The 19,171-nt window shown below is 62.6% G+C and carries 18 protein-coding genes; 12 read left to right on the top strand and 6 right to left on the bottom strand.

Going from position 1 to position 19,171, the window contains the following annotated elements; translation table 11 throughout:
- Nucleotides 1–14: 14 nt before the first annotated feature.
- Genes ACK2SD_RS02490 through ACK2SD_RS02480 form a run of 3 tightly spaced genes read right to left on the bottom strand, consistent with a single transcriptional unit; the run spans nucleotide 15 to nucleotide 2,468 of the window.
- A complete protein-coding gene (locus tag ACK2SD_RS02490; protein ID WP_412462376.1) occupies nucleotides 15–779 on the bottom strand; it encodes a TerB family tellurite resistance protein in 765 nt (254 codons plus the stop codon).
- A gap of 1 nt (nucleotide 780) precedes the next feature.
- The gene (murU, locus tag ACK2SD_RS02485; protein ID WP_412461284.1) at nucleotides 781–1,452 is read right to left on the bottom strand and encodes an N-acetylmuramate alpha-1-phosphate uridylyltransferase MurU; all 672 of its coding nucleotides are present in this window, start codon (nucleotides 1,450–1,452) and stop codon (nucleotides 781–783) included.
- Nucleotides 1,449–2,468 (bottom strand): aminoglycoside phosphotransferase family protein, encoded by a 1,020-nt coding sequence (locus ACK2SD_RS02480; RefSeq protein ID WP_412461283.1) that lies wholly within the window; start codon nucleotides 2,466–2,468, stop codon nucleotides 1,449–1,451. The genes murU and ACK2SD_RS02480 overlap by 4 nt, the downstream gene beginning before the upstream one ends.
- A gap of 132 nt (nucleotides 2,469–2,600) precedes the next feature.
- On the opposite strand from ACK2SD_RS02480, the gene ACK2SD_RS02475 reads away from it, so the two are divergent.
- The 11 genes from ACK2SD_RS02475 (at nucleotide 2,601) to ACK2SD_RS02425 (ending at nucleotide 16,582) form a co-directional block, all read left to right on the top strand.
- Entirely contained in the window at nucleotides 2,601–5,414 is a 2,814-nt protein-coding gene (locus tag ACK2SD_RS02475; RefSeq protein ID WP_412461282.1) for an LPS-assembly protein LptD, read from the top strand.
- A complete protein-coding gene (gene surA / locus ACK2SD_RS02470) occupies nucleotides 5,395–6,714 on the top strand; it encodes a peptidylprolyl isomerase SurA (protein ID WP_039581146.1) in 1,320 nt (439 codons plus the stop codon). Before ACK2SD_RS02475 ends, surA begins: the two co-directional genes overlap by 20 nt.
- Nucleotides 6,711–7,700 carry a 4-hydroxythreonine-4-phosphate dehydrogenase PdxA gene (gene pdxA / locus ACK2SD_RS02465; protein WP_412461281.1) on the top strand — a complete coding sequence of 330 codons (990 nt, stop codon included), beginning with the start codon at nucleotides 6,711–6,713 and terminating at the stop codon, nucleotides 7,698–7,700. The genes surA and pdxA overlap by 4 nt, the downstream gene beginning before the upstream one ends.
- Nucleotides 7,697–8,497 carry a 16S rRNA (adenine(1518)-N(6)/adenine(1519)-N(6))-dimethyltransferase RsmA gene (rsmA, locus tag ACK2SD_RS02460; protein ID WP_029614045.1) on the top strand — a complete coding sequence of 267 codons (801 nt, stop codon included), beginning with the start codon at nucleotides 7,697–7,699 and terminating at the stop codon, nucleotides 8,495–8,497. The genes pdxA and rsmA overlap by 4 nt, the downstream gene beginning before the upstream one ends.
- A gap of 142 nt (nucleotides 8,498–8,639) precedes the next feature.
- Nucleotides 8,640–9,020 carry a Co2+/Mg2+ efflux protein ApaG gene (apaG, locus tag ACK2SD_RS02455; protein WP_029614044.1) on the top strand — a complete coding sequence of 127 codons (381 nt, stop codon included), beginning with the start codon at nucleotides 8,640–8,642 and terminating at the stop codon, nucleotides 9,018–9,020.
- Nucleotides 9,020–9,886 (top strand): symmetrical bis(5'-nucleosyl)-tetraphosphatase, encoded by an 867-nt coding sequence (locus ACK2SD_RS02450; protein ID WP_412461280.1) that lies wholly within the window; start codon nucleotides 9,020–9,022, stop codon nucleotides 9,884–9,886. The genes apaG and ACK2SD_RS02450 overlap by 1 nt, the downstream gene beginning before the upstream one ends.
- A gap of 14 nt (nucleotides 9,887–9,900) precedes the next feature.
- On the top strand, nucleotides 9,901–10,230 hold the full coding sequence (glpE, locus tag ACK2SD_RS02445) for a thiosulfate sulfurtransferase GlpE (protein ID WP_029614042.1): 330 nt from the start codon (nucleotides 9,901–9,903) through the stop codon (nucleotides 10,228–10,230).
- A 283-nt stretch (nucleotides 10,231–10,513) separates the two neighbouring features.
- Nucleotides 10,514–12,436: a PrkA family serine protein kinase gene (locus tag ACK2SD_RS02440; RefSeq protein WP_412461279.1), complete on the top strand. Its 1,923-nt coding sequence runs from the start codon at nucleotides 10,514–10,516 to the stop codon at nucleotides 12,434–12,436.
- 136 nt (nucleotides 12,437–12,572) lie between these two features.
- Nucleotides 12,573–13,844 (top strand): YeaH/YhbH family protein, encoded by a 1,272-nt coding sequence (locus tag ACK2SD_RS02435; RefSeq protein WP_116889510.1) that lies wholly within the window; start codon nucleotides 12,573–12,575, stop codon nucleotides 13,842–13,844.
- Nucleotides 13,841–15,409 carry a SpoVR family protein gene (locus tag ACK2SD_RS02430; RefSeq protein WP_412461278.1) on the top strand — a complete coding sequence of 523 codons (1,569 nt, stop codon included), beginning with the start codon at nucleotides 13,841–13,843 and terminating at the stop codon, nucleotides 15,407–15,409. The genes ACK2SD_RS02435 and ACK2SD_RS02430 overlap by 4 nt, the downstream gene beginning before the upstream one ends.
- 51 nt (nucleotides 15,410–15,460) lie before the next feature.
- Nucleotides 15,461–16,582: a multifunctional CCA addition/repair protein gene (locus ACK2SD_RS02425; RefSeq protein ID WP_412461277.1), complete on the top strand. Its 1,122-nt coding sequence runs from the start codon at nucleotides 15,461–15,463 to the stop codon at nucleotides 16,580–16,582.
- 3 nt (nucleotides 16,583–16,585) lie between these two features.
- Here the strand turns inward: ACK2SD_RS02425 and folK are convergent, their stop codons facing one another.
- Together folK and folB are read right to left on the bottom strand one after the other, a co-directional pair.
- Entirely contained in the window at nucleotides 16,586–17,101 is a 516-nt protein-coding gene (folK, locus tag ACK2SD_RS02420) for a 2-amino-4-hydroxy-6-hydroxymethyldihydropteridine diphosphokinase (protein WP_029614038.1), read from the bottom strand.
- Entirely contained in the window at nucleotides 17,092–17,448 is a 357-nt protein-coding gene (gene folB, locus ACK2SD_RS02415) for a dihydroneopterin aldolase (protein WP_412461276.1), read from the bottom strand. The genes folK and folB overlap by 10 nt, the downstream gene beginning before the upstream one ends.
- A gap of 74 nt (nucleotides 17,449–17,522) precedes the next feature.
- Here folB and plsY point away from each other — a divergent pair, with 74 nt between their 5' ends.
- Nucleotides 17,523–18,092 carry a glycerol-3-phosphate 1-O-acyltransferase PlsY gene (gene plsY / locus ACK2SD_RS02410; protein WP_039581162.1) on the top strand — a complete coding sequence of 190 codons (570 nt, stop codon included), beginning with the start codon at nucleotides 17,523–17,525 and terminating at the stop codon, nucleotides 18,090–18,092.
- A 9-nt stretch (nucleotides 18,093–18,101) separates the two neighbouring features.
- Here plsY and tsaD read toward each other — a convergent pair whose 3' ends face one another.
- Complete coding sequence (gene tsaD / locus ACK2SD_RS02405; RefSeq protein ID WP_039581164.1) at nucleotides 18,102–19,127, bottom strand: tRNA (adenosine(37)-N6)-threonylcarbamoyltransferase complex transferase subunit TsaD; 1,026 nt, start codon at nucleotides 19,125–19,127, stop codon at nucleotides 18,102–18,104.
- Between the last annotated feature and the right edge of the window lie 44 nt (nucleotides 19,128–19,171).

Here is a 19,171-nt window from a genome sequence, read left to right as displayed (position 1 = left end):
CGGGGACCGATCGCTCAGATCCCCCGCCGCGTGCGAATCAGCGCATAGGCCTGGTGCAGTTCGCGGGTCCGCTCGGTGGCTTCGCGCACCTGCGCCTCGCTCGCGCCGCTGCCCACCAGCTTGTCCGGGTGATGACGACTGACCAAACGTCGATAGGCCTGCTTGACCTGGTCCGCGTCGGTGTCGGGCTCGACCCCCAGTACGCGCAGGGCGGCGGCATAGGTCATCGCCCCGCTCGCCACCGCCGTACGGCTCGGCTCGTACTCCTGCGACAGCGCCTGCACCTGAGTGCGGGTCATGCCCAACTGCCGGCCCCAGTTGAGCAGCAGTTCGCGCTCATGATGCCCTGCCTTGCCATCGGCCCAGACCATGCGCCAACAGGCGCGCAATGCGCCTTCCGCACCGTGCGGCTGATGACCGATGCGGCGCAGGTAACGGTCCAGACGACCCTTGCCCGCCTTGCCACGATTGAAGGCCGAAATGGCCCGCAGGCGGGCGGGTTCGCCAAGATCCAGACGGGTCATCTCCTGCCGCGCCTGGTGAATGTGCCCCTCGGCGACGCGCCCATCGCTCTTGGCCAACCGTCCCAGCAGCAGGAACAGCAACTCCTCGTCGCGCAGCGCCGGACGTCCACCCAAACGCTCGCGCGCATCCTCCCACCCCTGTATGCGCAGACGCCGATCCATGGCCTGGCCCAGCAAGGCGCCCAACAGCGCGCCCGGAATACTGGCCACGGCAAAACCGGCCCCGGCACCGATCACTGTGCTCGGCCACCACATCTCAGGCACGCTCGCCGATCAGGCGCTCGACCTCGGCCAGGCGCTCGAGCGTACCGACATCCACCCACTGCCCCCGATAGTGCTCACCGGTCACCTGCCCGTCCGCCATCGCCCGACGCAGCAGCGGCGCCAGCTTGAAGGCGCCGGGCTGGCAGCCGTCGAACAGGTGCGGGTGCAGCAGCGACAGGCCGCTGAAGGTCAGGGTGCCTGGACTGTCGTCACCGTCGAGCACATGCACGCCGTCGAGGCGGAAGTCGCCACGACCGTGATGCCCGGGGTTATCCACCAGCACCAGGTGTGCCAGGCCCTGCAGCGGTTGGCGCAGGCGGGTGAAGTCGTAGTCGGTCCAGATATCGCCGTTGACCAGCAGGAACGGCGCCTCGCCCAGCAGCGGCAACGCCTTGAAGATACCGCCACCGGTCTCCAGCGGCTCGCCTTCGGGGGAGTAATGGATATGCAGGGCGAAGCGGCTGCCATCACCCAAGTGATCTTCGATCTGCTGGCCCAGCCAAGCGTGATTGATCACCACCTCGGTGATGCCCGCGCTGGCCAGGGCCTGGAGGTGATACTCGATCAGCGGTTTGCCGGCGGCCGGCACCAGGGGTTTAGGGGTATGCAAGGTCAGCGGGCGCATGCGCTCGCCTTTGCCGGCCGCCAGGATCATGGCCTTCATGGGCGCGCTCCGCTGTCGAGTTCGGCCAGCAGTTCACCCAACTCCGCCAGCTCCGGACGGCGAGCGATCACCTCGTGCAGGTAGGCGAAGAACCGTGGCACGTCGGCGAGGTAGCGCGGTTTGCCATCGCGGTGGCAGATGCGGGCGAAGATGCCGATCACTTTCAGGTGACGCTGAACGCCCATCAGATCGCTGGCGCGCTGGAAGTCGGCGAAGTCTGCCTGCACCGGGATGCCGACCGCACGCGCCTGGTCCCAGTAGCGGTGCAGCCAGGCGTCGACGCGGGCTTGGGGCCAACTGAGGAAAGCGTCCTTGAACAGGCAGGTGATGTCGTAGGTCACCGGGCCGTAGACCGCATCCTGGAAGTCCAGCACGCCGGGATTGGGGGTGCTGAGCATCAGGTTGCGCGGCATGTAGTCGCGGTGCACCAGCACCTTGGGCTGCGCCAGGGCACTGTCGATCAGCAGTTGGCTGATGCGTTGCCAGCGGGCCTGCTGAGCGTCATCGAAGGCAGTGTTCAGCGCGTGGCCGACGTACCACTCGGGGAACAACGCCAGCTCGCGGCGCAGCAGCGCCGTGTCATAGCTGGGCAGCGGTGCCTTCATCGGCAGGCGCTGCAAGGCCAGCAGCGTCTCGATGGCCGCCTCGAACAGCGCATCCGCGTTGTCACCGTCGATCACCTCCAGATACGTCTGACGGCCCAGGTCGCTCAGCAGCAGGAAGCCCCGTTCCAGATCCTGGGCATGGATGACCGGCACGTTGACCTGGGCGCTGGCCAGCAAGTGATCGATGGCGACGAACGGTGCGCAGTTTTCCTGGGGCGGCGGCGCATCCATGATCACCAGACTGCGGCCGCCGCCTTCCCAGCGGAAGTAGCGGCGGAAGCTCGCGTCGCTGCTGGCGGCGGTCAGGCTACCGGTCGGCACCTCGCCCCAGGCGTTGTCGCGAAAAAGATTCTGTAACTGTCGTTCGAGCCACACAGTCAGCTGTTGCAGGCGTACATCATGATCGGGCATTACAAGGGTCTCCGACGGCCCCTAGCCGTCAAGCGGGTCATGCTTTATTATCCAGCATCTTTTTCAGACCATCGAGAGGCGTGCGGCCCCCACACGCGGGCAGATGGCACGCAGGAAGCCCGGACTAATAAGATGGCATTGAAATCCCCCGCGTTTCGTAGAAAGTTTCCGTTGCTGGTCACTGGCGGTCTGCTGGCCCTGCAACCTCTGGCCACCTCGTACGTGGTGGCTGCCGAGCAGTTCGACTGCCAAGTGTCCGCCGCCGGTGGTTGGGACTGCAAGCCCAAGACTGCAGCCAACACGCTGCCGCCGCGCCCTGTGCACGACGGTGCCGCGCTCAGTGGCGGCACCGAGGCCCAGACCGCCGAGGCGGCTGGCAGCGGTGCCGAAGCCAAGCCGGTGCTGGTCACCGAGAGCAAAGGCCGTGGCCTGAAGTCGCGCAGCGAAGACTACAGTCACTTGGACTGGGTGCCGCGTGACAAGCTCACGGCCGCCCAGTTGGCCGAGACTGGCCCCTATTGCGGCGGTGCCTACGTCGAGCCGATCCGTCCTGGCATGAACGACTCCACGCCCAAAGATGAATCGCCTACCTACCTCAACGCCAAGGTCTCCAAGTACCAGCAGGAGCAGCAGGTCGCGACCCTGGCCGGTGACGTGGTCATGCGCCAGGGCAGCATGCAGGCCCAGGCCGACGAGGCCAACCTGTACCAGGCCGAGAACCGAGGCGAGCTCAAGGGTAACGTGCGCATCCGCGACAACGGCACCCTGGTCGTCGGCGATCAGGCCGAGGTCCAGCTCGACACCGGCGCAGCCAAGATCGACAACGCCGAATACGTGATGCACAAGTCGCACATCCGCGGCAATGCGCTCTACGCCAAACGTGCCGAGAACGCCATCATCCGCCTCAAGGACGGTACCTACACCACCTGTGAGCCGGGCAGCAACGCATGGCAGCTCAAGGGCAACAACATCACGCTCAACCCGGCCACCGGTTTTGGTACCGCGACCAACGCGACGCTGCGGATCAAGGACATTCCGGTCTTCTACACACCGTACATCTATTTCCCGATCGACGACCGTCGCCAGTCCGGCTTCCTGCCGCCGTCGTTCAGCACCAGCAGCGACACTGGCTTCATGCTGGTCACGCCGTACTACTTCAACCTGGCGCCTAACTACGACGCCACCTTGTACCCGCGCTACATGGCCAAGCGCGGCTTGCTGATGGAAGGCGAGTTCCGCTACCTCACCAAGTCCAGCGAAGGCCAGTTCGGCGGCGCCTACCTCAACGACGAGGACGACGACCGCAAGCTGCAGACGGACTACAAGAAAGAACGCTGGATGGTCAACTGGCAGCACAAAGGTGGTCTCGACGACCGCATCATGACCGAGGTGGACTACACCGACATCAGTGATCCGTTCTACTTCCAGGACCTGGAGTCGGATCAGATCGGTGTCGAAAAGCGCGACTTCGTCAATCAGCAGGGCGCTATCAGCTACCGCGGCGACAGCTATACCGCACGGTTGAACGTGCACGCCTACGAGATGGCGACCATCTCGCAGATCACGCCGTACGACCGCCTGCCGCAGATCACCGTGAACGGCATGCTGCCGTATCATCCGGCCGGGATGGACTTCACTTACGATACCGAGGCTGTTCGGTTTGATCGTGATTTGAAGAATGACTTCGTGCGAAACAAGGATGGTTTTCCGGACATCAGCACCGGTATTGCAGGCCGGCGCCTGGACGAGAGCGTCTCCGGCATCGCCCGCGCCAACGGCACTCGCTTGAACCTCGCGCCCGCGATAAGCCTGCCGATGGAAGCCAGTTATGGCTACGTCACGCCGAAACTCAAATATGTCTACACCAGCTATGACCTGGATCTGGACGGTCAGGGCAAGGCACAAGCCCTCGCCCAGTCGAGCAACCCTGCCTACGGCAGCTACAGCAGCTCGATCAACCGCGATATCCCGGTCTTCAGCGTCGACAGCGGCCTGTACTTTGATCGTAATACCTCGATGTTTGGCACCAACTTCCGCCAGACCCTCGAGCCGCGTCTGTTCTATCTGTATGTTCCGAACAAGGACCAGAAGGACATCCCGCTGTTCGACACGAGCGAAAATCTCTTCAGCTATGACTCGCTGTTCCGCGACAACCGCTTCAGCGGCACGGACCGGATCGGTGACGAGAACAAGCTGTCGCTGGGTGTGACCACCCGCTGGATCGAAGACAATGGCTTCGAGCGTCAGCGCTTCAGTATCGGCCAGGCTTATTACTTCGAGGACCGTCGGGTCCAGTTGCCAGGCATCAACTATCGCGATCGCGACGACGCCAAGTCGACTGTCTCGCCCTACGCGCTGGTTTATCAGTACGCCTTCAACCGCGACTGGCGCTTCAATTCGGACTTCAACTGGGACCCGGACAGCCGCAGCACCCGCTCGGGTAGCGCGATGTTCCACTACCAGCCGGAAGACAACCCGAACAAGATCGTCAACCTCGGCTATCGCTACCGTAACGACACCATTGCCTACGATTCGCTCACTGGCACCTGGAAAGTCGGCGGTGGTGACTATGGCACGCCAGGCCAGGCGAACTACATCAAGGACTACTACAAGATCCAGCAGCACGACTTCTCGGTCATCTGGCCTCTTGTTCCGCAGTGGAGCGTCATCGCTCGCTGGCAGCACGACTACAACCGCAACCGCACCCTCGAAGCGATGGGTGGTTTCGAGTACGACAGTTGCTGCTGGAAAGTGCGCCTGATCAACCGTTACTGGCTCGACACCGACGACTTCAGCCAAGCCACGCCACAGAACGAAAAAGGCGACCATGGCGTATTCCTGCAGATCGTCCTCAAAGGCCTCGGCGGCGTCGTCGGCAACAAGGTCGAATCGTTCCTGGACCAAGGCATTCAAGGTTACCGTACCCGTGAAGAGCAAGCTTATTGATCGTCTGCGCCCGCTGATGCTGGGCGCCGTAATGCTGAGCGGTGCGGTGTATGCCGCGCCACAGCCCCTGGACCGTGTTGTGGCCATCGTCGACAACGACGTGGTCATGCAGAGCCAACTGGACCAACGCGTCCATGAAGTGCAGCAGACCATCGCCAAACGCGGCGGTGGTGTGCCACCGGCCAGCGCGCTGCAGCAGCAGGTGCTCGAGCGCCTGATCGTCGAAAACCTGCAACTGCAGATCGGCGAACGCTCCGGCATTCGTATCACCGACGAGGAACTCAACCAGGCCATCGGCACCATCGCCCAGCGCAATGGCATGTCGCTGGATCAATTCCGTGCAGCCCTGGCCCACGACGGTCTGTCGTTCGATGACGCCCGCGAGCAGGTCAAGCGCGAGATGATCATCAGCCGCGTTCGCCAGCGCCGCGTGGCCGAGCGCATCCAGGTTTCCGAGCAGGAAGTGAAGAACTTCCTCAACTCCGACCTGGGCAAGATGCAGATGTCGGAAGAGTACCGCCTGGCCAACATCCTCATCCCAACCCCGGAAAGCGCCAACTCCGACGCGATCCAGGCCGCTGCGCGCCAGGCTGGCGACGTTTACCAGCAACTGCGCAAGGGCGCGGACTTCGGCCAGCTGGCCATCGCCCGCTCGGCCAGCGAGAATGCCCTGGAAGGCGGCGAGATGGGCTGGCGTAAAGCCGGTCAATTGCCACCTGACTTCGCCAAGATGCTCAGCAGCATGTCGATTGGCGACATCACTCAGCCGATTCGTATCCCCAATGGCTTCATCATCCTCAAGCTCGAGGAAAAGCGTGGCGGCAGCGAAAGCGTGCTGCGTGACGAAGTCCATGTGCGCCATATCCTGATCAAGCCGAGCGAAATCCGTAGCGACGCCGCGACCGAGCAACTGGCTCAGCGCATCTATGATCGCATCCAGAATGGCGAAGACTTCGCCGAGCTGGCGAAGAGCTTCTCGGAAGATCCGGGCTCCGCGCTCAACGGGGGCGACCTCAACTGGGTCGATCCGAACAGCCTGGTGCCGGAATTCCGCGAGCAGATGGCCAATGCCCAGCAAGGTGTGGTCACCAAGCCGTTCAAGACCCAGTACGGCTGGCACGTGCTGGAAGTGCTGGGCCGCCGCGCCACCGACAGCACCGAGCAGGCGCGTGAGCAGCAAGCGCTGAGCGTGCTGCGCAACCGCAAGTATGACGAAGAGCTGCAAAGCTGGTTGCGTCAGATCCGCGACGAAGCCTACGTTGAGATCAAGCTGCCTGGCGCCGAACAGGCCGCGCAGTGAAACCCCTACGTTTCGCCGTCACGCCTGGCGAGCCCGCAGGCATAGGTCCCGACCTCTGCCTGCTGCTCGCCGCAGAGCAGCAACCCCACCCCCTGATCGCCATCACCAGCCGTGACCTGCTCCTGACGCGGGCCGCGCAACTGGGGCTGGCGATCAGTTTGCTTGAGGTCTCGCCACACACCTGGCCTGACGAGCCCGCTCCTGCAGGTAGCCTGTACGTCTGGGACACGCCGTTGGCGGCGCCCGTGCAATCCGGCCAGCTCGATGCGCGCAACGCTGCCTTCGTGCTGCATACCCTGACCCGCGCCGGTCAAGGCTGCCTGGACGGCGATTTCGCCGGCATGATCACCGCCCCCGTGCATAAGGGCGTGATCAATGAAAGCGGCATTGCATTCTCCGGACACACCGAATTCCTTGCCGAACTCACCCACACCGCCCAGGTCGTGATGATGCTGGCTACCCACGGCCTGCGCGTGGCCCTGGTGACCACTCATTTGCCGCTGCGTGACGTCGCCGAGGCCATCACGGCCGAGCGTCTGGAGCGTGTCACACGCATCCTGCACGCCGATCTGCGGTACAAGTTCGGCATCGCTACGCCCCGCATTCTGGTCTGCGGCCTCAATCCGCATGCCGGCGAAGGCGGCCACCTCGGCCGCGAAGAAATCGACATCATCGAGCCCACCCTCGAGCGCCTGCGCGCCGAGGGCATGGACCTGCGCGGTCCATTGCCGGCCGACACCCTCTTTACCCCCAAATATCTGGAGCATTGCGACGCAGTGCTGGCGATGTACCACGACCAGGGCCTGCCCGTACTCAAGTACAAAGGCTTCGGCGCCGCCGTCAACGTCACCCTGGGGCTGCCGATCATCCGCACCTCGGTGGACCACGGCACCGCCCTGGACCTGGCCGGCAGCGGCAAGGTCGACACCGGCAGCTTGCGCGTCGCCCTGCACACCGCCTACCAGATGGCCGAGAACCGACCATGAACGAGCATTACCAACACCGGGCGCGCAAGCGCTTCGGTCAGAACTTCCTGCACGACGCCGGCATCATCGACCGCATCCTGCGCGCCATTCACGCCAAGGCGGGCGAGCACCTGCTGGAAATCGGTCCAGGCCAAGGCGCACTCACCGAAGGATTGCTGGGCAGCGGCGCGCAACTCGACGTCGTCGAGTTGGACAAAGACCTGGTGCCCATCCTGCAACACAAGTTCGCTGGCCGTGACAACTTCCGCCTGCACCAGGGCGACGCGCTGAAGTTCGACTTCAACACCCTGGGCGTTCCACCGCGCAGCCTCAAGGTGGTCGGCAACCTGCCGTACAACATCTCCACCCCACTGATTTTCCACCTGCTGGCGCACGCCGGGCTGATCCGCGACATGCACTTCATGCTGCAGAAGGAAGTGGTCGAGCGCATGGCGGCCGGTCCCGGTGGCGGTGATTGGGGTCGTCTGTCGATCATGGTGCAGTACCACTGCCGCGTTGAGCACTTGTTCAATGTCGGCCCCGGCGCATTCAACCCACCGCCGAAGGTGGACTCGGCAATCGTGCGTCTGGTCCCACACGAAGTGCTGCCGCATCCGGCCAAGGATCCAGCACTACTCGAACGCGTAGTCCGCGAAGCGTTCAACCAGCGCCGCAAAACCCTGCGCAATACCCTCAAAGGTCTGCTCGACAGCCAAGCCATCGAAGCGGCAGGCGTCGACGGCAGCCTGCGCCCTGAACAGCTCGACCTGGCAGCCTTCGTCCGCCTGGCCGATCAATTGGCGGCGCAGCAAGGCTGATCGCCTTGCTCGTGGCGCGTGCCTGATCGCGCCTAGAACACGCCCATGATAGGCACGGCCAGCCCGCACCGCTGGCCCTCTGCCCTCGCAATGGCCTAGACTGCGACAATCGCGTTAATGCTCCGTTCGCCAAGGCCCTTGCATGTCCGACCCCCGCTATCAGATCGACGTCAGCGTCGTCACCCGCTTCCTCAAAGACCAGTCAGACCCCGAAAACAACCGGTTCGCCTTCGCCTATACCATCACGGTGGCGAACAACGGCACCCTCAAGGCCAAGCTGACCGCACGCCATTGGTTGATCACCAATGGTGACGGCGAAGTCGAAGAAGTGCGCGGCGACGGCGTGGTCGGCCAGCAGCCGGTTATCGCGCCTGGGCAGAGCCACACTTATAGCAGCGGCGCGGTCATCAAAACCCGTGTCGGCACCATGCAGGGCAGCTACCAGATGTTCGCCGAAGATGGCACACGCTTCGACGCACCCATCGCGCCCTTCCGTCTGGCGGTGCCCGGGGCCCTGCACTGATGGCTACTTATGCCGTCGGCGATCTTCAAGGCTGCCTGAAACCGCTCAAGTGCCTGCTCGAACAGGTGCATTTCAATCCAGCGAGCGACCGCCTGTGGTTGGTGGGTGACCTGGTCAACCGTGGCCCGGAATCGCTCGAGACCCTGCGCTATCTCTATTCGATGCGGGATTCGCTGGTCTGTGTGCTGGGCAATCACGACCTGCACCTGCTCGCCGCCTGGCACAACCCCGAGCGCTTGAAGAAGAGCGACACGCTGCGCGAAATCGTCGAGGCACCCGATGCCGATGCGCTGCTCGGCTGGCTGCGCCGGCAGAAGTTGCTGCATTACGACGAAGCACGCGGTATCGCCATGGCCCACGCCGGCATCCCGCCCCAATGGACCTTGGGCAAGGCGCTGGAGTTGGCGACAGAGGTCGAGCAGGTGCTGCGCGACGACAACCGGCTCCAGCCTTACCTGGACGGGATGTACGGCAACGAGCCGAACAAGTGGAGCAAGGACCTGACCGGCATCGAACGGTTGCGGGTGATCACCAACTACTTCACCCGCATGCGTTTCTGCACGGCCTCCGGCAAGCTCGATCTCAAGAGCAAGGAAGGTCTGGACAGCGCACCGAAGGGCTACAAAGCCTGGTATGCACACAAGAACCGTCGTTCGCGGCATGTGAAGATCATCTTCGGGCACTGGGCAGCCCTCGAAGGGCGGGTGGACACACCCGACATCATCGCGCTGGACACCGGCTGCGTCTGGGGCGGTGCCATGACCCTGTACGACCTCGACAGCGGGGCGTATCACCGCTGCGCCTGCACCGACGAAGGGGACGTCCGCGTCACCTGCGAACCGACTAGAATCGACGATCAAACCTGAAGGAAAGCGTACCCATGAGCGAATTCAAGCGCATCCCCCCGGAGCAGGCCCTGGCCCTGCGCGAGCAAGGGGCCGTGGTGGTCGACATTCGTGACGCCGCCGCCTATGCCGCCGGCCATGTCACCGGTGCCCGCCACCTGGACAACCATTCGGTGGCCGATTTCATCCGCCAAGCGGACCTGGATGCGCCGACGCTGGTGGTCTGCTATCACGGCAACTCCAGCCAGAGCGCGGCCGCCTACCTGGTGGGCCAAGGATTTTCCGACGTCTACAGCGTCGACGGCGGCTTCGAGTTGTGGCGTGCCACCTTCCCAGGTGAAACCGAGCAAAGCCAACCCGAATAATTTTTTCATCTGCTCTGCAGCCCGCGCGCTCTGCGGGCTTGCGCCCCACCTGACGAACGGTCGCAGGCAACTTCTTGCCACCACGACCTTGACCTTGCTGATTACCAACTATCCTTAAGCCCAGGCCATCCAAATCAGGGGAGAGCCGGTACACCGGCGTGCGGGTCATCGGTAGCGTTTCAGGGTGTTCTGGGGGGTACAAGGCATTCGGCGAAAGCCGCTTGCATGCCAGCATCAGCTGACTGATCCGGCGTCGTCTCCACGTATCGAGCGAGGTGACGTCATGAGCATTTTTAGCCACTTCCAACAACGTTTCGAGTCCACCCGCCAGGAAGAACTTTCGCTGCAGGAGTACCTCGATCTGTGCAAAGAGGATCGCAGTGCCTACGCCTCGGCGGCTGAACGGCTGTTGCTGGCCATCGGCGAACCGGAGCTGATCGACACCTCCACCAACTCCAGGCTGTCGCGGATCTTTTCCAACAAAGTGATCCGTCGCTACCCGGCCTTTGCCGACTTCCATGGCATGGAAGAGTGCATCGACCAGATCGTTTCCTACTTCCGCCATGCGGCCCAAGGCCTGGAAGAGAAGAAGCAGATCCTCTACTTGCTGGGCCCGGTCGGTGGCGGTAAATCGTCCCTGGCCGAAAAACTCAAGCAGTTGATCGAGAAAGTCCCCTTCTATGCCATCAAGGGGTCACCGGTCTTCGAAACACCGCTGGGCTTGTTCAATGCCAACGAAGATGGCGACATCCTCCAGGAAGAATTCGGCATTCCAAAGCGTTACCTGAACACCATCATGTCGCCGTGGGCAACCAAGCGTCTGCAGGAGTTCGGCGGCGACATCAGCAAGTTCAAGGTGGTCAAGCTGTATCCCTCGATCCTCAACCAGATCGCCGTCGCCAAGACCGAGCCGGGTGACGAGAACAACCAGGACATCTCGGCCCTGGTGGGTAAAGTGGATATCCGCAAACTCGAAGAATTCCCGCAGAACGACGCCGATGCCTACAGCTATTCGGGCGCGTTGTGCCGCGCCAACCAGGGCCTGATGGAATTCGTCGAGATGTTCAAGGCGCCGATCAAGGTCTTGCACCCTTTGCTGACCGCCACCCAGGAAGGCAACTACAACAGCACCGAGGGTCTGGGCGCGATCCCCTACTCCGGCATCTTGTTGGCCCACTCCAACGAATCGGAGTGGCACACCTTCCGCAACAACAAGAACAACGAAGCCTTCATCGACCGTATTTACATCGTCAAGGTGCCCTACTGCCTGCGCGTCAGCGACGAGATCCGCATCTACGACAAGCTGCTGGTCAACAGCTCGCTGGCCAAGGCCCATTGCGCGCCAGACACGCTCAAGATGCTGGCCCAGTTCACCGTGCTGTCGCGCTTGAAAGAGCCGGAAAACTCCAACATCTATTCGAAGATGCGTGTCTACGACGGTGAGAATCTCAAGGACACCGATCCCAAGGCCAAGTCGATTCAGGAGTACCGTGACAGCGCGGGCGTCGACGAAGGCATGAATGGCCTCTCCACGCGCTTCGCGTTCAAGATCCTGTCGAAAGTGTTCAACTTCGATCCCCATGAAGTGGCCGCCAACCCGGTGCACCTGCTGTATGTCCTCGAACAACAGATTGAGCAGGAGCAGTTCCCTGCAGAAGTTCGCGAGCGCTACCTGCGCTACCTGAAAGAGTACCTGGCGCCGCGCTACATCGAGTTCATCGGCAAGGAAATCCAGACGGCTTATCTGGAGTCGTACAGCGAGTACGGCCAGAACATCTTCGATCGCTATGTGCTGTACGCCGACTTCTGGATTCAGGACCAAGAGTACCGCGACCCGGAAACCGGCGAGATCCTCAACCGCATCGCGCTCAACGAAGAACTGGAGAAGATCGAGAAACCGGCGGGCATCAGCAACCCGAAAGATTTCCGCAACGAAATCGTCAACTTCGTGCTGCGTGCGCGTGCCAACAACAACGGCAAGAACCCGAGCTGGCTGAGCTATGAAAAACTGCGGGTGGTGATCGAGAAGAAAATGTTCTCCAACACCGAGGATCTGCTGCCAGTCATCAGTTTCAACGCCAAGGCCAGCAAGGAAGACCAGAAGAAGCACAACGACTTCGTCACCCGGATGGTGGAACGTGGCTACACCGACAAGCAGGTTCGCCTGTTGTCGGAATGGTACCTGCGGGTCAGGAAATCGCAATAAAGCGACCAGTCGTCTGCCGTAAGCTGCGAGCGGTCGCGTAGCCCCTCAGGGGCTGCGCGTCGGCTTGCGGTGATGGTGGCTGCGTTGTCTAGCAGCTTGACGCTCGAAGCTTGCAGCTGCGCTTAGCGGAGGCCCCATGAGCTACGTGATCGACCGACGCCTGAACGGCAAGAACAAGAGCACGGTGAACCGGCAGCGCTTTCTGCGCCGCTACCGTGAGCACATCAAGAAGGCGGTCGAAGAGGCCGTGAGCCGCCGCTCCATCACGGACATGGAGCATGGCGAGCAGATCAGTATTCCCGGTCGCGACATCGACGAACCGGTGCTGCATCACGGTCGCGGCGGCAAACAGACCGTCGTCCATCCAGGCAACAAGGAATTCACCGCCGGTGAACACATCGCCCGCCCCCAGGGCGGCGGCGGTGGAGGCGGCAAAGGCAAGGCCGGCAACTCCGGCGAAGGCATGGACGAGTTCGTCTTCCAGATCACCCAGGAAGAGTTTCTCGAGTTCATGTTCGAGGACCTTGAACTGCCGAATCTGGTGAAGCGTCACCTGACCGGCGCCGACACCTTCAAGACCGTGCGAGCAGGCATCGCCAGCGAAGGCAATCCGTCACGCATCAACATCGTACGTACCCTGCGTTCGGCCCATGCCCGCCGCATCGCCCTGACCGGCAGCAGCCGCGCGCTGTTGCGGGCAGCGCAGAAAGAGCTGGAGCGGTTGAGGGTCGAAGAGCCCGCCAACTTCACCGACATTCAGGAAGTGGAAGCCGAGATCGTCCGGCTCAAGGCACGCATCAACCGACTGCCCTTCCTCGACACCTTCGACTTGAAGTACAACCTGCTGGTCAAACAGCCCAACCCCAGTTCCAAGGCGGTGATGTTCTGTCTGATGGACGTCTCCGGCTCCATGACTCAGGCGACCAAAGACATCGCCAAGCGCTTCTTCATCCTTTTGTACCTGTTCCTCAAGCGCAACTACGACCGCATCGAAGTGGTGTTCATCCGCCATCACACCAGTGCCCGCGAGGTGGACGAAGAGGAGTTCTTCTATTCCCGCGAAACCGGCGGCACCATCGTGTCCAGCGCATTGAAACTGATGCAGGAAATCATGGCCGAGCGTTATCCGGCCAGCGACTGGAACATCTACGCGGCCCAGGCGTCCGACGGCGACAACTGGAACGACGACTCCCCCATCTGCCGCGACATTCTCACCCGCCAGATCATGCCGCATGTGCAGTACTACACTTACGTCGAGATCACCCCTCGCGAGCACCAGGCGTTGTGGTACGAGTACGAGCGCATCGGCGACGCCTTCCCGGACACCTTCGCCCAGCAACAGTTGGTTTCGGCCGGTGACATCTATCCGGTCTTCCGTGAACTCTTCCAGCGCAGGTTAGCCACATGACCGCCAGAGCAAAGCGACGCCAACCCATTTCCACCGGCTCGGAGTGGACCTTCGAGCTGATCCAGACCTACGACCGGGAGATCGGTCGGCTGGCCGAGCGCTATGCGCTGGACACCTATCCCAACCAGATCGAAGTGATCACGGCCGAGCAGATGATGGACGCCTATGCCTCGGTCGGCATGCCACTGGGCTATCACCATTGGTCCTACGGCAAGCAGTTCCTGAGCACTGAAAAATCCTATAGCCGTGGTCAGATGGGTCTGGCTTACGAAATCGTGATCAACTCCGACCCTTGCATCGCCTATCTGATGGAAGAGAACACCATCTGCATGCAGGCGCTGGTGATCGCCCACGCATGCTATGGACACAACAGCTTCTTCAAGGGCAACTACCTGTTCCGCACCTGGACAGACGCCAGTTCGATCATCGACTACCTGGTCTTCGCCAAGCAGTACATCGCCCAGTGCGAGGAACGTCACGGCATCGATGCCGTGGAAGACTTGATCGACTCTTGTCATGCGCTGATGAATTACGGCGTGGACCGCTACAAGCGCCCCTACCCCATCTCGGCGGAGGAAGAGCGCCGTCGCCAGAAAGAGCGTGAAGAGCACCTGCAGCGGCAGATCAACGACCTGTGGCGCACGATTCCCAAAAGTGCAGATAAAGCCGGGGATCGTGACGATGCCCGCTTCCCGGCCGAACCCCAGGAGAACATCCTCTATTTCATCGAAAAACACGCACCCCTGCTCGAGCCCTGGCAACGCGAAGTGGTGCGAATCGTGCGCAAGATCGCCCAGTACTTCTACCCACAACGCCAGACCCAGGTGATGAACGAAGGCTGGGCGACTTTCTGGCACTACACCTTGATGAACGACCTGTACGACGAAGGCCTGGTCACCGACGGCTTCATGATGGAATTCCTACAGTCGCATACCAGTGTGGTGTTCCAGCCCGGCTACGACAGCCCCTATTACAACGGCATCAACCCCTACGCCCTGGGCTTTGCCATGTACACCGACATCCGTCGCATGTGCGAGCACCCCACCGAAGAAGACCGCCGCTGGTTCCCAGACATCGCGGGCAGCGACTGGCTGTCGACCCTCAAATTCGCCATGACCAGCTTCAAGGACGAGAGCTTCATCCTGCAGTACCTCTCGCCCAAGGTGATCCGCGATCTCAAGCTGTTCAGCATTCTCGATGACGATCAACGCGATGACTTGCTGGTGCCGGCCATCCACGACGAGGCCGGATACCGCCTGATCCGCGAACAACTGGCCGCGCAGTACAACCTCGGCAACCGTGAGCCCAACGTGCAAATCTGGAGCATCGATCGACGCGGCGATCGCTCGCTGACCCTGCGCCATCAACAGCACAATCGCAAACCTCTGGGTGAATCCACCGACGAGGTGCTCAAGCACCTGCACCGCCTGTGGGGTTTCGACATCCACCTGGAGACCGTACAGGGCGACAAAGTGGTCAAGACCCACCATATGCCGCCTCGCGGCGAGCATGGCGAGACGGGCGACTACAGTCGTTCGGACATGTCGGTGATTCATCACCTCTAGCCTCGGACGACTGCCGACAGGGTATGCTGTCGGCTGTCATGGAGGCTGTATATGCACATCTACAAAGTTGGCGGCGCCGTACGCGACCGCCTGCTCGGGCGCCCGGTCAGCGATGTTGACTGGCTGGTGGTCGGCGCCACGGTCGAGGACATGCACGCCCAGGGCTTTCGCCCGGTCGGCGCCGATTTCCCCGTGTTCATCCACCCGAAAACCGGCGAGGAATACGCCCTGGCGCGCACCGAGCGCAAGAGCGGTCGTGGCTACGGCGGCTTCACCTTTCACGCCAGCCCTGAGGTGACACTCGAAGAAGACCTCATCCGTCGCGACCTGACCATCAATGCCATGGCCGAAGACGCGCAGGGCAATCTGCTGGATCCCTACAACGGAAAGGCGGATCTGGAAAACCGCATTCTTCGTCACGTTTCACCGGCGTTCGCCGAAGATCCCCTGCGCGTACTGCGCGTCGCTCGGTTCGCTGCCCGCTATGCGCCGCTGGGCTTCAACGTCGCTGACGACACGCTGGCGCTGATGCGGCAACTCAGCGCCAGCGGGGAACTACAGGCACTGACAGCCGAGCGGGCGTGGAAGGAAATCGAACGGGCGCTGATGGAAAGCCAACCTCAGGTGTTCATCGAGGTGCTGCGCGATTGCGGCGCGCTGCATGAGTTGATGCCAGAGCTCGATGGCTCCAGCCAGGCGCTCGCTCCGTTGCGTCAAGCGGCCGAGCACGACCAGTCGCTGCCGGTGCGCTGGGCCTGCCTGATGCTGGCCATCCACGACACCACGCAGATCAACGCCGTGAACCAGCGTTTCAAGGCACCGCGCGACTGCCAGGAATTGGCAGGGTTGGTGGGTGACTGCCTGCCGCTGGCCGACCGCGCGCGCGAACTCGAACCTTCAGCGCTGCTGGCGTTGCTGCAGAAATTCGATGTGTACCGCCGGCCGCAGCGCTTCGAGGAGTTCATCGCGGCGTGCCAGATGGCAGCCTTCGCCCATGGCGCGCGCAGCTATGCACAAGCCGACTATCTGCGCGGCGCGGCATCGAAGGCACGGGGCGTGGATGTGAAACCGCTGGTGGCCAGAGGGCTGACCGGGCAGGCATTGGGTGAGGCGCTCAAGGCGGAGCGGCTGCACGTGCTGGCCCAGCACAAAGCCACTGCGCCTTGCGTATAGCCGCTAGGCGCCGCTTGGCGTCAACTGCAACCCGCGCCACTCGAACGGCACCGGCGCCAGCACCTGCTGAATGTCAGCCTCACGCCAAAGTTGCGCCATGACCTTGCCCTGCCCCGGATGCACCAGATCAGGCGCCAGCAGCGACAGCGGCCAGAGCACGAACGCATTCTTCAGGATCTCGGCGCGTGGCAGTACCAGGCCATCGAAGGTGCCGTTCAGGTCATCGAACATCAGCACGTCGATGTCCAACGGCAAGCCTTTTCGGTCCGGCGCATAGCGGCCGTTGTCGGCTTCGATGAACTTGAGTCGGCGGTCCAGTTCCAGCAATGGCATGTCGGTCTGACCGCTGACCACCAGATTGAAAAACGGCCCGCTCTTGATGCCCACGGCTTGGCTTTCGAACACTGCCGAGCAGCGCATGTCACTCAGGATCCCGGCCAGCGCGTCGAGTCCCGCGCACAGATGGCGCTCGCGCTCGGTGTTGCTGCCCAGGCCCAGATAAACGGTGCTCAGAGACATCCGCGCTCGATCTCCACACCTACGCCACCCCGCGCCGCCGGTACGGCTCCGGGCTTGGTCAGCTTCAGTCGCACCCAGGGGATGTCGAACTCGGCCATCAGCGTTGCCACCAGGCGCTCGGCAAAGGTTTCCACCAACTCGAAGCGCGACTGCTCGGCGAACGCCTGGACACGCGCCGAGACACTGGCGTAGTCGAGCGCCAGGCTGAGGTCGTCACCGGCTGCGGCGGGACGGTTGTCCCAGGCAAAACTCAGGTCCAGGCGCAGGCACTGGCGAATGTCGCGCTCCCAGTCGTAGGCGCCGATGACCGTATCGACCTCCAGCCCTTCGATGAACACTCTGTCCAAGCACTTCTCTCCACAGCACGACAAGGGCGACGGGCGCCGTTAGAATCAGGGCGTCCCCGCCCGGAATAGTTAGCATGTTTTGGTTACTGGCGCTGCTCGCCTACCTGCTCGGCTCGCTGTCCTTCGCCATCGTCCTGAGCCGCCTCGGCGGCCACCCGGACCCGCGTTTCAGCGGATCAGGCAATGCCGGTGCGACCAACATGCTGCGCCTGGCAGGGCGCAAGCTGGCCATCCTCACCCTGCTCGGCGACCTGTGCAAGGGTTTGCTGCCCGTGCTGTTGGCCGACTTTGTCGGCCTGAGCCTGCAAGACCAAGCCTGGATCGGCCTGTGCGCGGTGCTCGGCCACCTGTTTCCGCTGTACTTCCGTTTCAAGGGCGGCAAGGGCGTGGCCACTGCCGCCGGCATGCTCATGGGCTTGTATTTTCCCGCGGCGCTACTGGCGGTGGCAGCCTGGCTGCTGACCTTCTACCTGACCCGCACCAGCTCGCTGGCCGCGCTGATCGCCACACCCTTGACCCTGCCCCTGCTGGCCTGGCGCGAGCCTGCGGCGCTGCTGCCGATGAGCGTGCTCACCGTGCTGATCGTCTGGCGCCACCGCAACAACCTGCGCGACCTGTTCGCCGGACGCGAGCGCCACTTCTGAGCCCCGCCGTCAAAGCGGCGGCAGTTGCTCCATCGGCCAGCGCGCCTGCACGCTGATCGCCAGATCCTGCTGCTGGCCCGCCAATAGCCGCTGGCACCCAGCGTAGGCAATCATCGCGCCGTTATCGGTGCAAAACTTCGCTCGCGCGTAATACACATTGCCGCCCATGCTGGCCAACATGCCTTCGAGCGAGGTGCGCAACGCCTTGTTCGCACTCACGCCGCCAGCGATGACCAGGCGCTTGAGGCCAGTCTGCTTGAGCGCACGCTTGCACTTGATGGTCAGAGTCTCCACCACCGCCTGCTGGAACGCCAGCGACAGGTCGCAACGGGTTTGCTCGCTGTCGTCCCCGGCATTGCGGCACTGCTGCCAGGTATTGAGGGCGAAGGTCTTGAGGCCGCTGAAACTGAATTCCAGGCCCGGGCGATCGGTCATGGGCCGAGGGAACACGAAACGTCCGGGGGTGCCCTGCTCAGCCAGGCGGGCGATTTCGGGACCACCCGGATAATTCAGGCCGATCAGCTTGGCGGTCTTGTCGAACGCTTCGCCGGCAGCGTCATCCAGGCTTTCACCCAAGAGCGCGTATTGGCCAATGCCATCGACCTGCACCAACTGCGTGTGACCGCCGGACACCAACAAGGCGACGAACGGAAACTGCGGCGGCTGCTCTTCGAGCATGGGCGCCAGCAGGTGACCTTCCATGTGATGGACACCGATGGCCGGAATGTCCCAGGCGAACGCCAGCGCCTGCGCACAGGACGCGCCCACCAGCAGCGCACCGACCAGGCCGGGGCCGGCGGTGTAGGCGATGGCGTCGATATCCTGGGCAACCTTGCCGGCCTCATCGAGCACTTCACGAATCAGCGGCAGCATGCGCTTGACGTGGTCGCGCGAGGCGAGCTCGGGCACCACGCCGCCGTAGACGCGGTGCAGGTCGATCTGGCTGAACAGCGCATCGGCCAACAGGCCGCGTTCGCTGTCGTATAATGCGACGCCAGTTTCGTCGCAGGATGTTTCCAATCCCAGTACTAGCATGGGTCCGTGCCTTGTGGAGGCTGAATGCGAAGCCGCGCATTCTA

This window comes from Pseudomonas sp. SC11, assembly GCF_047039205.1.
Classification (GTDB): domain Bacteria; phylum Pseudomonadota; class Gammaproteobacteria; order Pseudomonadales; family Pseudomonadaceae; genus Aquipseudomonas; species Aquipseudomonas boreofloridensis.
Note: the sequence above shows the minus strand (reverse complement) of the source record. Positions and strands in the feature narration are given on the sequence as shown.

What these genes read in the sequence shown, in the direction of transcription:
- ACK2SD_RS02490 (WP_412462376.1), bottom strand. Translation starts at nt 779, where the DNA reads ATGTGGTGGCCGAGCACAGTGATCGGTGCCGGGGCCGGTTTTGCCGTG.
- murU (WP_412461284.1), bottom strand. Translation starts at nt 1,452, where the DNA reads ATGAAGGCCATGATCCTGGCGGCCGGCAAAGGCGAGCGCATGCGCCCG.
- ACK2SD_RS02480 (WP_412461283.1), bottom strand. Translation starts at nt 2,468, where the DNA reads ATGCCCGATCATGATGTACGCCTGCAACAGCTGACTGTGTGGCTCGAA.
- ACK2SD_RS02475 (WP_412461282.1), top strand. Translation starts at nt 2,601, where the DNA reads ATGGCATTGAAATCCCCCGCGTTTCGTAGAAAGTTTCCGTTGCTGGTC.
- rsmA (WP_029614045.1), top strand. Translation starts at nt 7,697, where the DNA reads ATGAACGAGCATTACCAACACCGGGCGCGCAAGCGCTTCGGTCAGAAC.
- apaG (WP_029614044.1), top strand. Translation starts at nt 8,640, where the DNA reads ATGTCCGACCCCCGCTATCAGATCGACGTCAGCGTCGTCACCCGCTTC.
- ACK2SD_RS02450 (WP_412461280.1), top strand. Translation starts at nt 9,020, where the DNA reads ATGGCTACTTATGCCGTCGGCGATCTTCAAGGCTGCCTGAAACCGCTC.
- glpE (WP_029614042.1), top strand. Translation starts at nt 9,901, where the DNA reads ATGAGCGAATTCAAGCGCATCCCCCCGGAGCAGGCCCTGGCCCTGCGC.
- ACK2SD_RS02440 (WP_412461279.1), top strand. Translation starts at nt 10,514, where the DNA reads ATGAGCATTTTTAGCCACTTCCAACAACGTTTCGAGTCCACCCGCCAG.
- ACK2SD_RS02435 (WP_116889510.1), top strand. Translation starts at nt 12,573, where the DNA reads ATGAGCTACGTGATCGACCGACGCCTGAACGGCAAGAACAAGAGCACG.
- ACK2SD_RS02430 (WP_412461278.1), top strand. Translation starts at nt 13,841, where the DNA reads ATGACCGCCAGAGCAAAGCGACGCCAACCCATTTCCACCGGCTCGGAG.
- ACK2SD_RS02425 (WP_412461277.1), top strand. Translation starts at nt 15,461, where the DNA reads ATGCACATCTACAAAGTTGGCGGCGCCGTACGCGACCGCCTGCTCGGG.
- folK (WP_029614038.1), bottom strand. Translation starts at nt 17,101, where the DNA reads ATGTCTCTGAGCACCGTTTATCTGGGCCTGGGCAGCAACACCGAGCGC.
- plsY (WP_039581162.1), top strand. Translation starts at nt 17,523, where the DNA reads ATGTTTTGGTTACTGGCGCTGCTCGCCTACCTGCTCGGCTCGCTGTCC.
- tsaD (WP_039581164.1), bottom strand. Translation starts at nt 19,127, where the DNA reads ATGCTAGTACTGGGATTGGAAACATCCTGCGACGAAACTGGCGTCGCA.